Here is a 12645-nt window from a genome sequence, read left to right as displayed (position 1 = left end):
CATGGCCAAGACCGACTTCGACGCTCTCAACTCGACGATTCGCTACCTGATGTTCTCGGTGTACTCGGTGGAACCCGGTGAGCTCGGTGAGCAGCGCGACGCCGTAATCGACGACGCGACCCGGTTTTTCAAGCAGCAGGAAGAACGCGGCGTCGTGGTGCGCGGCCTCTACGACGTCGCGGGTTTGCGGGCCGACGCCGACTTCATGATCTGGACGCACGCCGAGCGGGTCGAAGCGTTGCAAGCCACCTACGCCGACTTCCGCCGCACCACCGCCCTGGGCCAGGTCAGCGCGCCGGTGTGGAGCAGCGTGGCGCTGCACCGGCCGGCGGAGTTCAACAAGAGCCACATTCCGGCGTTCCTGGCCGGTGAGGAGCCCGGCGCCTACATCTGCGTGTATCCGTTCGTGCGGTCCTACGAGTGGTACCTGCTGCCCGACGAGGAACGCCGCCGCATGCTGGCCGAGCACGGCATGGCCGCGCGTGAGTACAAGGACGTCCGCGCCAACACGGTTCCGGCGTTCGCGCTCGGCGACTACGAATGGATCCTGGCTTTCGAGGCACCCGAACTGCACCGCATCGTCGACCTGATGCGCGAACTTCGCGCGACCGACGCCCGGCGGCACACCCGCGAGGAGACCCCGTTCTTCACCGGGCCGCGGGTGCCGATCGAGCAGCTGGTGAATTCACTGCCATGACAACCGATTTCGACCCGAACGATCCCACCCGTTTCGAGGAGATGTACCGCGACGAGCGGACGTCGCATGGCCTGCCCGCCGCGACGCCGTGGGACATCGGCGGTCCGCAGCCGGTGGTCCGGCAGCTGGTCGCGCTGGGCGCGATCAAGGGTGAGGTGCTCGACCCGGGCACCGGCCCGGGGCATCACGCGATCTACTACGCGTCCAAGGGGTACTCGGCGACCGGCATCGACGGGTCGGCGACCGCCCTGGAGCGGGCCCGGGATAACGCCCAAAAAGCCGGTGTGTCAGTGAATTTCGAGCTGGCCGACGCCACCAAGCTGGAAGGGTTGGAGAACCGGTTCGACACCGTCGTCGACTGCGCGTTCTATCACACCTTCAGCAGCGAGCCCGAGCTTGCACAGACGTACGCGCAGGCGCTGCGGCGGGCAACCAAGCCGGGTGCGCGGCTGTATATGTTCGAGTTCGGCGCGCACGACGTCAACGGTTTCACGATGATGCGGTCGTTGTCCGAGAAGGACTTTCGTGACGTGCTGCCGGCCGGCGGCTGGGAGATCACCTATCTGGGCACCACCACCTACCAGGTCAACATCAGCGCGGAGAGCATCGAGATGATGGCCGCGCGCAATCCCGATATGGCCGAGCAGGCGGAGGACATGCTGAAACGGTTCCGCGCGATGGAACCCTGGCTGGTCAATGGGCGGGTGCACGCCCCGTTCTGGGAAGTCCACGCCACCCGCGTCGACTAAGCGTTGCCGCGGGTCGCTTCGGCCAAAGCGTTCGTGACCCGGTCGCCCTTCTGGTGATGGCTCAGCGCGCGGATGGACACGTCATGGCCTTCGGCCGCGCGACGCAGCGCGCCCACCGTGGCCTGCTCGCGCGGATGGTGGGAGAACGGGTCGAACGAGTACCAACGCATGGCGTTTTCGTGCGTCATCTTGTCGATGTCGGATTCCGGGACACCGTGCCCGCCGAGAACATCCCACAGTTGTTCGGGCGCTTCGGGCCACATCGAGTCGCTGTGTGGGTAGTCGGCCTCCCACGCGATGTTGTCGATGCCGATCTGGTGGCGCAGCTGGATTCCGACGTCGTCGCTGATGAAGCACGTCAAGAAGTGCTCGCGAAACACCTCGCTGGGCAGCTTGCCGCCGAAGTCCTGGTGCGTCCACGTCGAGTGCATCTCGTAGGTGCGGTCGGCCCGCTCCAGGAAATACGGGATCCACCCGGTGCCGCCCTCGCTCAGGGCGATCTTGAGGTCGGGGTATTTCTTGATCGGCGCCGACCACAGCAGATCCGCGGCGGCCTGCACGATGTTCATCGGCTGCAGCGTGATCATCACGTCCATCGGTGCATCGGGCGCGGTGATTGCCAGCTTTCCGGAGGAGCCGATGTGCACGTTCATCACGGTGTCGGTGTCCACCAAGGCTTCCCAGAGCGGCGTCCAGTAGTCGTCGTGAAAGCTGGGCCGGCCCATCGCCGCGGGGTTCTCGGTGAACGTCAGCGCGTGCACGCCACGATTGGCGTTGCGCCGCACCTCGGCCGCGCATAATTCGGGGTCCCAGATCACCGGCAGGCACATCGGGATGAACCGGGCCGGATACGCCCCGCACCACTCCTCGACGTGCCAGTCGTTGTAGGCCTGCAACAAGGCCAGGCCGAACTCGGGGTCCTCGGTGGCGAACAGCCGGCCGGCGAACCCGGGAAATGTCGGAAAGCAGATCGAGGCGAAAATCCCGCCCGCGTTCATGTCCTTGATCCGCTCATCGACCTGCCAACACCCGGGCCGGATCTCGTCGAGCCCCTGCGGTTCGAGCCCGTACTCCTCCTTCGGCCGGCCAGCCACCGCGTTGAGCGCCACGTTCGGAATCACCACATCGCGAAATTGCCAGCTATCGCTGCCATCTGGGTTGTGCACCAGTCGCGGCGCCTCTTCGGCGTACTTCTTAGGCAGGTGATTCTTGAACATGTCCGGCGGTTCGACGATGTGGTCGTCGACGCTGATCAGGATCATGTCGTCTTTGGTCATGTTCGCCACTTCCCGATCCGTAGCTGTACACCCTTACCGTTGGGGCAACGGTACAGCAGCCGACGCCGCCACGAAAGCGTGCGACGGGTCGGCCGGCAAGCCGCTATCCGTCACATCTGTCACCAGCGGAGGCCAGTGGGTTTTTGCCCGCCTCACAGCGACAACCGGGTTCGCAGCGGCCGGCGAGAAGCATGGGCGCCGCGGAGAAGCATGGGTGCCGCGGGGGATTGTCGCTCAGAGGCGGGCAGATCGGCATGTCCACCGATTCTTGTGACGGCTGGGAAACGCTAAGCCTCGGCCGGCACCAGGCGCAGCGAGATCGAGTTGATGCAGTACCGCTGATCCGTCGGCGTCGGGTAACCCTCACCGGCGAACACGTGACCGAGGTGGCTGTGGCAGTTCGCGCAGATCACCTCGGTGCGCGTGGTGCCCATCGAGTGGTCGGGGCGCAGGATCACCGCGTCCGAGCTGGCCGGGTCGAAGAACGACGGCCAGCCGCAGTGCGAGTCGAATTTCTCCGTGCTGCGGAACAACTCCGCCCCGCAGGCCCGGCACTCGTAGACGCCCTGGGTCTTGGTGTCGGTGTACTCACCGACGTACGGCCGCTCGGTGCCGGCCCGACGCAGTACCTGAAACTCCTCCGGGTTGAGTTTCTTGCGCCACTCGTCGTCAGACAGTTGCACCTTGGGCTGCGACACGTCGGAGGAAGTCATGCATCCACGCTAGCTCGTTCACGCTCGGCCGTCAGCCAGGGCGGATCGATCCCGTCGTCCAGCCGGTCGTCGGCCTTGGCGTCCAGGTACCGGAAGAGCAGCACGGTGAACGCGACGATCAGCAGCAGCGACCAGCCGTAGGTGATCTTCAGGTAGTGCAACGCGCGGCCATATCGCATGTATCGGTAGATCAGCCAGTCGTCCAGCGCCATGAAGCCGTAGATCCCGAGCCAGGCCGGCCAGTTTCGAATCAGCGAGTTCTGCAGCACCACCGTCATCAAGAACGGGAGCAGCATCATCGAGTAGTAGCCCTGGGCCAGCGGGAGGGCCAGCCACGACCACAACAGCAGCACGCCCGATGAGCTGGTGAACCAGAACAGTGGATCGCGGGTGCGGTAATAGCGGTACAGCAGCCACACCGCGCCGATCGCCAGCAGCGTGAACAGCAGCCGCAGGAACACGATCAGCCAGGTCGGCAGGCCGAAATACACGCCGTTGCCCTCGATCGAGCTGTTGAAGTAATCGCGGACGCCCCCGATGTAGGGCAGCGTCTTGGTGACGAAGTCCATCGGGTCGCTGACCAGCGGCCAGGCGACCGCGTTAATGACGGCGGGCACGACGAAAGCGGGCACCAGCGTTCGCCATTGGCGGTTGAGCAGGGGCAGCAACAGCAGCGGGGCCAGCACGGGTTTGAGCGTCAGCGTCAGGCCGATTACCAACCCAGCCCACCACTGGTGGCTAACCTTCCCGTCCAACAGCCAGCGCAAGAACAGCACCTCCGCCAGCAGCACGCAGCCGTTGATGTTGGTGAACACCAGCGTGCTGGTCACGCTTTCGGTGCAGAACATCGCCAGCAGCAGGGCGGGCGCGGCCACCGAGGACAGCGTGAACTTGAACAGCCGCAGCAGCAGGTACCAGGCGATCAGGATCGCGACGGTGTTGATCAGGATGAACAGGTAGCGCGATGGCGAGAAGGGCAGGTAGCCGAAGGGCGCCATCAGCAGGGTGCCGCCGGGGGGGTACAGGTAGTGCGGGTCGACGTAGTCGAAGTGCTCGTTGTAGATATCCCAGCCGTGCCGGAAGTTCAGCACCGCGCGGTACACCGGCTTGAAGTCGTCGGTGATATTGCCGTTGAGGGTCAGAATGATGCTGCGGTGCAACACCGACATGACAGCCACCGGCCACAGCACCGACCGCAGGATTGTCGCCGTACTAGGCGGGCCAGTCGGTGGGCTGAACGCGGCCAGCGCCCGGTCGCGCAAGCCGGATCGAGTCGAATCAGCTGCCGTCACCAGCGCACCGTACACCGGCGCGCCGGACCGGAGAATCAGGCGGGGCAGTACGTGTCGGTTGCGGGCAGCTTGCCGCTGTTGAGGTAGCCGACCAGCGGCGGGACCGCACAAGGCGTATAGATGCTGGCTCCATGGCCGATGCCCTGCCACATCACCCGACGGCTGGCCGCGCCGGCGTTTATGATCGTGGCCGCCGTCTGGGCGACGCCTTCGGAGCCGACGATCGGGTCGTTCTGCACGCCCAACAACACGACGTCGACCTTGAGTTCCTTGGGCGGTGCCGGCGGCGAGATCGTGGGCCAGTGCACGCACTTGACCAGGTTGAGCGCGGCGACCGTGCCGAACTGCGGATAGAGCTTGGCCCAGGCAACCACGAGTTCACGAACGCGGTCCGGGGTCGGCCGGTTGATCGCGTCGCTGCAGGAGTTGACGAACTGACCGTCGGTGTCCTGGGTGGCATCGGCGTGGTTGATCAGGCTGGTCAGCTGGTTGGTGTCGCCGGAGCGGGCGGCGGCCAGCGCGTTGGCCAGGCTCGTCGTGGCGTTGACGCGGCCGCCGGACGGGAAGCCCAGCGCGACGGTGATGGCGTTGACGACCTCGGCCAGCGAGGCACCGCCGGGCCCCCTGCCGGCCCGGGCATCGGCGAGCAGCGCGCTGACGGCGCCCTTGGGGTCGGGACCCAGCGCGCAGTTCACCGCGACGCATTGCGCGGCGAAGGCGTCGAGCGCGGCCTGCTGGCCCTTGACCTGTTGCTCGGCGGCCGCTTCGGCGTTGACCCCCAACGCAATCGGGGAGTCGAGCATCAGCCGGGCGACCTTGTCCGGCCGCGACGCCGCGTAGGCCAGCGCGACCTGGGCGCCGTTGCCGATGCCGAGCAACGCGACCGAGGGCACATCCCAGAGACTGCGCAGTCGTTCGATGTCCGAGGCGGCATGCGAGTTGTCATAGGCGCTGTCGCCCGGCGCGATGGCGTCGGTGCAGCTGGTCGTGGCGGTGTTGGAGATGTCGGACAGATTCGCGACCGGGTCGTCGCCGCTCTGGAATTGCGCCTGATCGCGCATCGCCTGGCGGTCGGAGTGATCCCGGCAGTCGATCGGGCTCGACATGCCGATTCCGCGGCGGTCCACGGCGACGATCGGGTGGGCCGCCACGAGATCGTTGCCCGCCCGGGAGAGCCACACCGGCAGCTGCGCCGACGACGGCAGGTCGGTGCCCGTGGTGAAGACCACCGGGCCGGCGTCGTTCGGAGTCTGGTTCGACCGGGCGCGCACCACGCCGACGGTCACGGTTCCCGATCCGCCGTTGACCGGGTCGAGGTCGGCGTCGTAGGTCGCGCAATCCAGCCGGACACCGGAGGGGGCGTTGCGGACGCCGGCGTCGTTGAACACCTTCGACGTGCAGTCGTGCCACGACAAGTCGTTCTTGGGGGCGGCGATCGGTGGCGGACCGGCGGGCGGGGGCTTCGTCGGGGCCGCGCCCTGCGGCCGGGCACCGGCATTGGTCGCGAAGCGCGGGTCGGCGGCCAGGCCCGGAACGCACGCGGTCAGCAGCGCGGTGACCGCGACCAGGGTGGTCGCGGACCAGAAGTGCCGACTCATGCCGACCACAGTAGCCATGCCGCGCTGTTTCGCCCGGCTATGCCCGGACGTAGCGCGTGTACAGATAGCCGGCGTCGTCGGTCAGGATGTGGGTGCAGTCCATCCGGGTCAGCGCCTGGCCGGGGCCCGTCGCGATGCGCCGGGCCAGCCCGCCGACGACATACGGCGCGATCGTCAGACACAGCTCGTCGAGCAGGTCTTGCTGCATCAGCGAGCCAAGCAGCATCGGCCCGCCTTCGGTCAGCACGCGACGCAAGCCGCGCCCCCGCAGGATCGCCAGCAGCGCGGTCTCGTCGACGTTGCCCGGATCGCTGCCGGAACAGTCGACGACCTCGGCCAGGTCGCCCAGCAGGCGGCGGGTCTCGTCGGCGGCGGCCGTGCAGGTGAGCACCAGGGGCGCCACCTCGGTCCGGGTGAACACCCCCAAATCCCGGTCCAGTCGACCGGCCTTGGTGACGATGGCCAATTGCGGGACTTCGGTTTGCTGTCGGGCCTGCCGCTGCTGGCGCTGGGCGACGCCGAGCTGCGCTCCGGAATAGCCCTCGACCCGCACGGTGCCCGCGCCGACGACGATCACGTCGGCGAGTTCGCGCAGCAGGTTGAAGACGACGCGGTCGCCGGGCCCGGCCATCGACCCGGATTTGCCGTCGGCGGTGGCCCCGCCGTCGATGCTGGTGATGAAATTCGCCCGTACCCAGGTCTTGTCCCCGTCCGGGTAGGCGTAGAGCTGGGGGAGTTCGCCGTCGTCGAGTTCGCGCCCCGACCCGAGCAGGGTCAGTGGAATCTCGGCGGCTCTGCCGGTGCCAGCGTCGGGCATGAGGACGATTGCAGCACGCCGCTAGAGTTTTCGCATGCACGGGTCCACGTCGGCGGATGGTTCCGGGCGCGTGCAGCATCTGGTCGATCGGCATCCGAGCGTGTCGCCGGAACGGCTGATCGCCCAATTACGGCCGCCCCCAACGTTCGCCGACGTGAGCTTTGGGACCTATCGCCCCGATCCCGCGGAGCCGACGCAGGCCGCCGCCCTGGTGGCGTGTCAGGACTTCTGCCGTCAGGCCACCGAGCGCCGCGCGGGCCGGCGAAAGCTGTTCGGCAAACGGGCGCTGCTGCCCGGTGTGGGCGTCTACCTGGACGGCGGCTTCGGGGTCGGCAAGACGCATCTGCTGGCTTCGGCCTACTACCAGTTGCCCGGCCCTCGCGAAAAGGCGTTCGCGACGTTTGGCGAGCTGACCCAGCTGGCCGGGGTGTTCGGTTTCGCCGAATGCATCGACCTGTTGGCCGACTACACGGCGGTGTGCATCGACGAGTTCGAACTCGACGATCCGGGCAACACCACGCTGGTCTCGCGGCTGCTGTCGTCGTTGGTCGAGCGGGGAGTGTCGGTGGCCGCGACCTCCAACACGCTGCCCGAGCAGCTGGGCGAGGGCCGCTTCGCCGCTCAGGATTTTCTGCGTGAGATCAACACGCTGGCAAGCATTTTCACCACCGTGCGGATAGAAGGCCCGGACTACCGGCACCGCGGTCTGCCGCCCGCGCCGCAGCCGCTGTCCGACGACGAGGTCGTCGAGCGCGCCGCCGGCGTGGCGGGGGCGACGCTGGACGACTTCGATGCGCTGTGCGCGCATTTGGCGACCATGCACCCGTCGCGTTACCTGAGCCTGATCGAGGGTGTCACGGTGGTGTTCTTGACCGGCGTGCACGGCATCGACGATCAGAACGTCGCGCTGAGGCTGGTGTCGCTGACCGATCGCCTGTACGACGCCGGCATTCCGGTGGTGGCGTCCGGCGCGAAGCTGGACACCATCTTCAGCGAAGAGATGCTGGCCGGCGGCTACCGAAAGAAGTACCTGCGGGCCACCTCACGGTTGTTGGCGCTGACCGCCGCGGCTACCCAACCTCGCGAATCATGACGTAGTCATTTTCGAGGTGATCGCCCACCTGAAACGTCCTGCTGCCATTGATCTTAAATCCGCTCTTGGTGTAAAAGCGTTGTGCGCGTTGGTTTGCCTTGCTGACGCCAAGCCACACGCAGCGCACGTTCCAGTCGGCGGCGGCCGCCAGCGCACTTTCCATCAGCGCCGCCGATGCCCCGCTGCCATGGTAGTCGGGTAGCAGATACAACTTGGACAGCTCGGCGGCCGGCCGGATGTCGACCGCTCGCTGCACGCCGGCGTCGTCGGAGACCCCGCGAACAACCATGGCGTAACCGACAATTCGCTCGTCGCGCCGCGCGGTGAGAATCGCCCGGTTCGGATCAGTGAGGTAGTCGCCGAAGCGGGCGGGCGTCAGGTTGGCGTCGACGAAGGACGCGATGTTCTCCGGCGTCGCCGTGGGCGGGCATGCGAGTGGAAAGGTAAGGGCCGCAACGCTAGCCAGCTCTGTAACGTCGACGGAATCCGTCGCGACGCGCTGGATGGCCAGTGTCAGAGGTTCCACTGCGCGAGGTGCCTGCCGGTCTTGCGGTCCAGCAGCACGACGTTGGAGACCGGATCGCGGTAGGCGTCCCAATACACCCCGCCGCGCACGATCGCGCCGTTCGGCGCGTTGCCGAGCACGTTGTCCAGCGCGTCGGGTGCGTCGCTGGCGCGCGGCTTGTAGGCGTCGGCGAACGGAGTCACGCCGTCGAAGCTGAACGCGGCCGCCATGACGTAGGGGTTGGGCACCTGGATCGCGCGGACCGCCACGTCGGCGCGGGTGGGGGTGCTGCCGGGGAAGCTTTTGATCGGAACGCCGCTGCGGGTGTAGCCGAACCCGGGCGGCGGGTCGCAGGGAGCCACGCTGCTGACGGTGACGTCGGCGATGTAGGTGCCGGTGTCCACCCGCAGGGTGTCGCCGATGTGCCCGATCGGCGCGTCCCCCGCCCACGCGCGCGGAGCGGCAACGCCGGCCGCGGTGACGCTCGCGGCGGCGACGAGCCAGGTCGACAGGACGATCAGCCAGCGGCGCATCCTCGAATAATTGCACACCGACTCCGCCGAACGGGAGGGGTTGGACGGCGTCGACGACCCTGGTCAGCCGTCGTGACCAGCGCTCGGTCGGTCGCGGCGCGCCATTTGTCGGCGGCGCGCAAGAGTGGGATGCGAGTTTGCCGCTGGTCTGCGACGATCAGGAGGCTATGAGACGCATCCTGCTGCTGATAAGCGCCGTCGCCATGGTCGGCACGGCCGCCCCGGCGTACGCCGATCCGATGGATGATCAATTCCTTGCCGCGCTGCAGGCGTCCGGTGTCACCTTCCCGGATCCGGCCCGGGCGATCGCGGCGGGTAAGTGGGTGTGTCAAGCGGTCGGTCAGGGCACGCAGATGGTCGATGTCGTCAAGACCGTCGAAGATCGCAACCCCGGCCTGCGCGAGGACAACGCCGCCAAGTTCGCGGCAATCGCGGCCACTGCCTACTGCCCCAGCGCGCTGCCGCACACCACCGCCACCAGCGGCCCACAGTAGCGGCGCGCTAGTCCTGTTCTTCGGGGTCCGCCGTGGGTCGCGCTGCGCGCCCCCGCCCGGGTGCCCGGCCCAGCTCCAGCGGCCCCATGCCCACCATGCTGCGTGGGGGAGTCGTCGGGCTTCGTCGTTTGCGCCAGTGGCCGGCGCCCGAGATGCGCCAGTCGGCCGCCCACCGCCATTCGTAGGTTTCCGCCGTGCCCAGATTCGACGCGATCGCGGCCATCTGGAGGTCGGCGTTTTCGGCGGCCATCCACGAGGCGACGATCCAGACGTTGTCCAGCTCGTCTTCGGAAAGCTCGAAACCCCAAGACATTTCGTCGTCCTCACAGCCCATCGACGGACGTATCTCCGGCTTGGGCGTCGACACGTCGAATGGGTTGCCGTCCGCTTCGAGATCGAGTCCCACCTCGTAGCGCACGGTCGGTCCGACCATCCGCAGGCTCACTTGCAGGCGGACAATATTCTTTCGGCGCGGGGTGAGGCGATCGACGACCAGGACGACGCCTTTGGCGCCCGATCTTCTGCGGCGCCCGCGCAGCCGATTCCAGGTGAAAATCAGCCCGACCACGGCGATGATGCCGACAAAGACATCGAGAACAATCAAGATGGCAGCCACGTCGTCCTAGCCAACACCATCTGAAGCCGTGCCGCGCGGGAGACTAGGCGGGATGCACATCGGACGCATCTCTGGGATCGTGGAGCTATGAGTCGCCTCATGATGCTGCTCAGCGTCGCCATCACAATTGCCCTGGCGGTTCCCGCCCACGCCGACCCCAGCCCGAGCCCCAGCCCACCGCCCGACCCGGCGGCCGACGCCGCCTTCCTCAAGGAGCTCAAGGACGCCGGGCTCACCTTCCAGGACCCGGCCGCCGCGATATCGGTCGGCAAGACGGTGTGTGAGCTGGTCGACACGGGACATTCGGACCAGGAAATCGTCAACAATCTCCAGCTGCACAATCCCGGATTTGCCGATAACGGTGCGGCGAAGTTCACGGCCATCGCGGCCGGTTCGTATTGCCCCCACTACCTGACCGGCGAGGGTCGGGGCCCCAAGCCCGAGGGCGCGGCCGGCAACTAAGCGGCGGCAATACCCTGGGGGCTATGCCCATTGATCCGGGCCCGCTGACATGGGGCGCCCTGGTTCGGACCTGGTATCTGGATCCCACCTCGGCCACCGCGATCGTATTGATCGCGGTCACGTACGCCTGGTGCTACCGGCGGACCCGAACCGACACCCGAGCTGTGGGATCGGCGCAGGCCGGATGCTTCGGCGTCGGCATGGTGCTCTGGGCCCTGGCCACCGTCGGCGCGATCGGCAGCTACGCCTACCTGCTGTTCTGGATGCGTGCGCTGCAGGTACTGCTACTGCTGTATGTGGTGCCGTTCTTCCTCGCGCAGGGCAGGCCGATCACCGTCCTGCGCGACGCGGTCGGCCGTGAGCGCATCGACCGGGTGCTGGGGACGCGCTGGGCCCGCGTGCTGGTGCACCCGCTGACCACGTCGCTGGCGATGCTCGCCACGCCTTGGCTGCTCTACCTGACGCCCTGGTACACGGCGGCCCTGGAACACGAGTGGATCGGCGTGCCTACCCGAATAGTATTGGTAGTCATAGGGTTTGGTTACTTCTACGCCCGACTGCAATCCGATCCGGTGCCCCGCAGATACCCGCAGCTGATCTCGCTGCTGATCTCGGTCGCCGAGACGCTGGGCGACGGGCTGCTGGGGCTGGTCATCTGGCAGGGCTCGTTGATCGCCTCGGCGTATTACTCGGCGTTGCACCGCTCCTGGGGTCCGGATCAGCGGCTCGACCAGACCATCGGCGCCGGGGTGCTGTGGATTCTCGGCGATGTGGTCGGGTTGCCGTTCGTGCTGCTGTTGATGCGCGCGTTGTCACGCGACGAACGGGCGAACGCCGTCCAGGTCGATGCCGAGCTGGACCGCACGGACGCCGCCGAGAGCGAACAGGCCGCCCCCTCGGGGCTGTGGTGGGAGAACGACCCGCAAATGCGCGAACGGTTCCGCCGGGGCTGAGCGCCCGGCAAGCCATCGACCGCCGTTCGGATTCCCGCAATGCGACCGATGCCCTGGCGGTAGCGTTCGGCGCCGCGGTGTGGTTTGTTAATCGGGGAATTGTTGAAGGTGATTCATTTCCAGCTCACCCAGGATCCGCTATGTTGCGCGAGACGCTAGCAAATCGGGACGACACTCAAGGGAGTCAATCGTGAAGAAGGTATCGGTGGCCGCAGCGGGTCTGGCGGCAACCACGCTGGTGGTCGGCGTAGCGGTCACGGGGTGTGGCGGCGACAAGTCGCCCAGCCCGTCGTCGTCATCGAAATCGTCGACCACGAGTTCGTCCGCGACGTCCTCGTCGGCCGCATCGACGTCGACCAGCGGTGCCGCGCAGCCTACGGACTACAGCGGCCTGCTGATCAAGGCCACCGACATCGTGGTGCCGGGCGATAGCTTCAACCCGCCCAAGACGCGGCCGCTCACCGACCCGGCGCCGGGCATCGAGGGTGTGTTCACCAACCAGGCCGGTTCGCGCAGCGTCACCGACTCGCTGCTGGTTTATCCCGACCCCGGCGCGGCGGACAAGGACCGTGACTCGCTCACCAAGTCCTACGTCGACCCGCAGAACGGCGCGATCAAGGGTGCGACGCCGGCACCGGCCGACGTGGGCGTCGGCGGCACGATCGTTTCGGGGCCCTCGCCCGACGGCAGCAAGGCGAAGACGTCGGTGATCTTCGGCGAGGGCAAGGTCGTCGCGCTTATCGAGTTCGAGAGCGCGCCGAACGACCCGGTGCCGGCGGAGGTTGCTCTGGATGTGGCGCGCAAGCAGGACGCGGCCATCAAGGCCGGGCTGCCCGGCTAACCCAC

15 protein-coding genes are annotated in these 12645 nt (G+C 67.2%); 7 read left to right on the top strand and 8 right to left on the bottom strand.

Going from position 1 to position 12645, the window contains the following annotated elements; translation table 11 throughout:
• The first annotated feature begins 1 nt into the window (after position 1).
• Positions 2–697, top strand: a complete 696-nt coding sequence (gene hemQ, locus LMQ14_RS17495) for a hydrogen peroxide-dependent heme synthase (protein WP_267730803.1) — start codon at positions 2–4, stop codon at positions 695–697.
• A complete protein-coding gene (locus LMQ14_RS17490; RefSeq protein WP_267730802.1) occupies positions 694–1446 on the top strand; it encodes a class I SAM-dependent methyltransferase in 753 nt (250 codons plus the stop codon). Before hemQ ends, LMQ14_RS17490 begins: the two co-directional genes overlap by 4 nt.
• On the opposite strand, the gene LMQ14_RS17485 is transcribed toward LMQ14_RS17490, so the two are convergent.
• The 5 genes from LMQ14_RS17485 to LMQ14_RS17465 form a co-directional block, all read right to left on the bottom strand.
• Positions 1443–2723 carry an amidohydrolase family protein gene (locus LMQ14_RS17485; RefSeq protein ID WP_267730801.1) on the bottom strand — a complete coding sequence of 427 codons (1281 nt, stop codon included), beginning with the start codon at positions 2721–2723 and terminating at the stop codon, positions 1443–1445. The two genes, LMQ14_RS17490 and LMQ14_RS17485, sit on opposite strands and share 4 nt — an antisense overlap.
• A 287-nt stretch (positions 2724–3010) precedes the next feature.
• A complete protein-coding gene (gene msrB / locus LMQ14_RS17480) occupies positions 3011–3436 on the bottom strand; it encodes a peptide-methionine (R)-S-oxide reductase MsrB (RefSeq protein ID WP_420714534.1) in 426 nt (141 codons plus the stop codon).
• A complete protein-coding gene (gene aftC / locus LMQ14_RS17475) occupies positions 3433–4743 on the bottom strand; it encodes an arabinofuranan 3-O-arabinosyltransferase (protein ID WP_267730800.1) in 1311 nt (436 codons plus the stop codon). The genes msrB and aftC overlap by 4 nt, the downstream gene beginning before the upstream one ends.
• A gap of 20 nt (positions 4744–4763) precedes the next feature.
• Positions 4764–6344, bottom strand: coding sequence for an alpha/beta hydrolase (locus LMQ14_RS17470; protein ID WP_267730799.1), 1581 nt, complete (start codon positions 6342–6344; stop codon positions 4764–4766).
• A gap of 19 nt (positions 6345–6363) precedes the next feature.
• On the bottom strand, positions 6364–7143 hold the full coding sequence (locus LMQ14_RS17465; RefSeq protein ID WP_267730798.1) for a pyrimidine reductase family protein: 780 nt from the start codon (positions 7141–7143) through the stop codon (positions 6364–6366).
• A 34-nt stretch (positions 7144–7177) separates the two neighbouring features.
• On the opposite strand from LMQ14_RS17465, the gene zapE reads away from it, so the two are divergent.
• The gene (gene zapE / locus LMQ14_RS17460) at positions 7178–8236 is read left to right on the top strand and encodes a cell division protein ZapE (protein ID WP_267730797.1); all 1059 of its coding nucleotides are present in this window, start codon (positions 7178–7180) and stop codon (positions 8234–8236) included.
• Here the strand turns inward: zapE and LMQ14_RS17455 are convergent.
• Together LMQ14_RS17455 and LMQ14_RS17450 are read right to left on the bottom strand one after the other, a co-directional pair.
• Complete coding sequence (locus LMQ14_RS17455; protein WP_267730796.1) at positions 8214–8762, bottom strand: GNAT family N-acetyltransferase; 549 nt, start codon at positions 8760–8762, stop codon at positions 8214–8216. The two genes, zapE and LMQ14_RS17455, sit on opposite strands and share 23 nt — an antisense overlap.
• A complete protein-coding gene (locus LMQ14_RS17450) occupies positions 8750–9274 on the bottom strand; it encodes a hypothetical protein (protein ID WP_267730795.1) in 525 nt (174 codons plus the stop codon). The genes LMQ14_RS17455 and LMQ14_RS17450 overlap by 13 nt, the downstream gene beginning before the upstream one ends.
• A 167-nt stretch (positions 9275–9441) precedes the next feature.
• Between LMQ14_RS17450 and LMQ14_RS17445 the strand changes: the two genes are divergently transcribed.
• Positions 9442–9768 (top strand): DUF732 domain-containing protein, encoded by a 327-nt coding sequence (locus LMQ14_RS17445; RefSeq protein WP_267730794.1) that lies wholly within the window; start codon positions 9442–9444, stop codon positions 9766–9768.
• Between the two features lie 7 nt (positions 9769–9775).
• On the opposite strand, the gene LMQ14_RS17440 is transcribed toward LMQ14_RS17445, so the two are convergent.
• Positions 9776–10384 (bottom strand): hypothetical protein, encoded by a 609-nt coding sequence (locus tag LMQ14_RS17440; protein ID WP_267730793.1) that lies wholly within the window; start codon positions 10382–10384, stop codon positions 9776–9778.
• Between the two features lie 87 nt (positions 10385–10471).
• On the opposite strand from LMQ14_RS17440, the gene LMQ14_RS17435 reads away from it, so the two are divergent.
• The 3 genes from LMQ14_RS17435 (at position 10472) to LMQ14_RS17425 (ending at position 12640) form a co-directional block, all read left to right on the top strand.
• Positions 10472–10846, top strand: a complete 375-nt coding sequence (locus LMQ14_RS17435) for a DUF732 domain-containing protein (protein ID WP_267730792.1) — start codon at positions 10472–10474, stop codon at positions 10844–10846.
• A gap of 23 nt (positions 10847–10869) precedes the next feature.
• Positions 10870–11799 carry a cytochrome c oxidase assembly protein gene (locus tag LMQ14_RS17430; protein WP_267730791.1) on the top strand — a complete coding sequence of 310 codons (930 nt, stop codon included), beginning with the start codon at positions 10870–10872 and terminating at the stop codon, positions 11797–11799.
• Between the two features lie 190 nt (positions 11800–11989).
• Positions 11990–12640 (top strand): hypothetical protein, encoded by a 651-nt coding sequence (locus tag LMQ14_RS17425; protein ID WP_267730790.1) that lies wholly within the window; start codon positions 11990–11992, stop codon positions 12638–12640.
• Positions 12641–12645 lie beyond the last annotated feature (5 nt).

The organism is Mycobacterium sp. Aquia_213, from assembly GCF_026625985.1.
Taxonomy (GTDB): domain Bacteria; phylum Actinomycetota; class Actinomycetes; order Mycobacteriales; family Mycobacteriaceae; genus Mycobacterium.
Note: the sequence above shows the minus strand (reverse complement) of the source record. Positions and strands in the feature narration are given on the sequence as shown.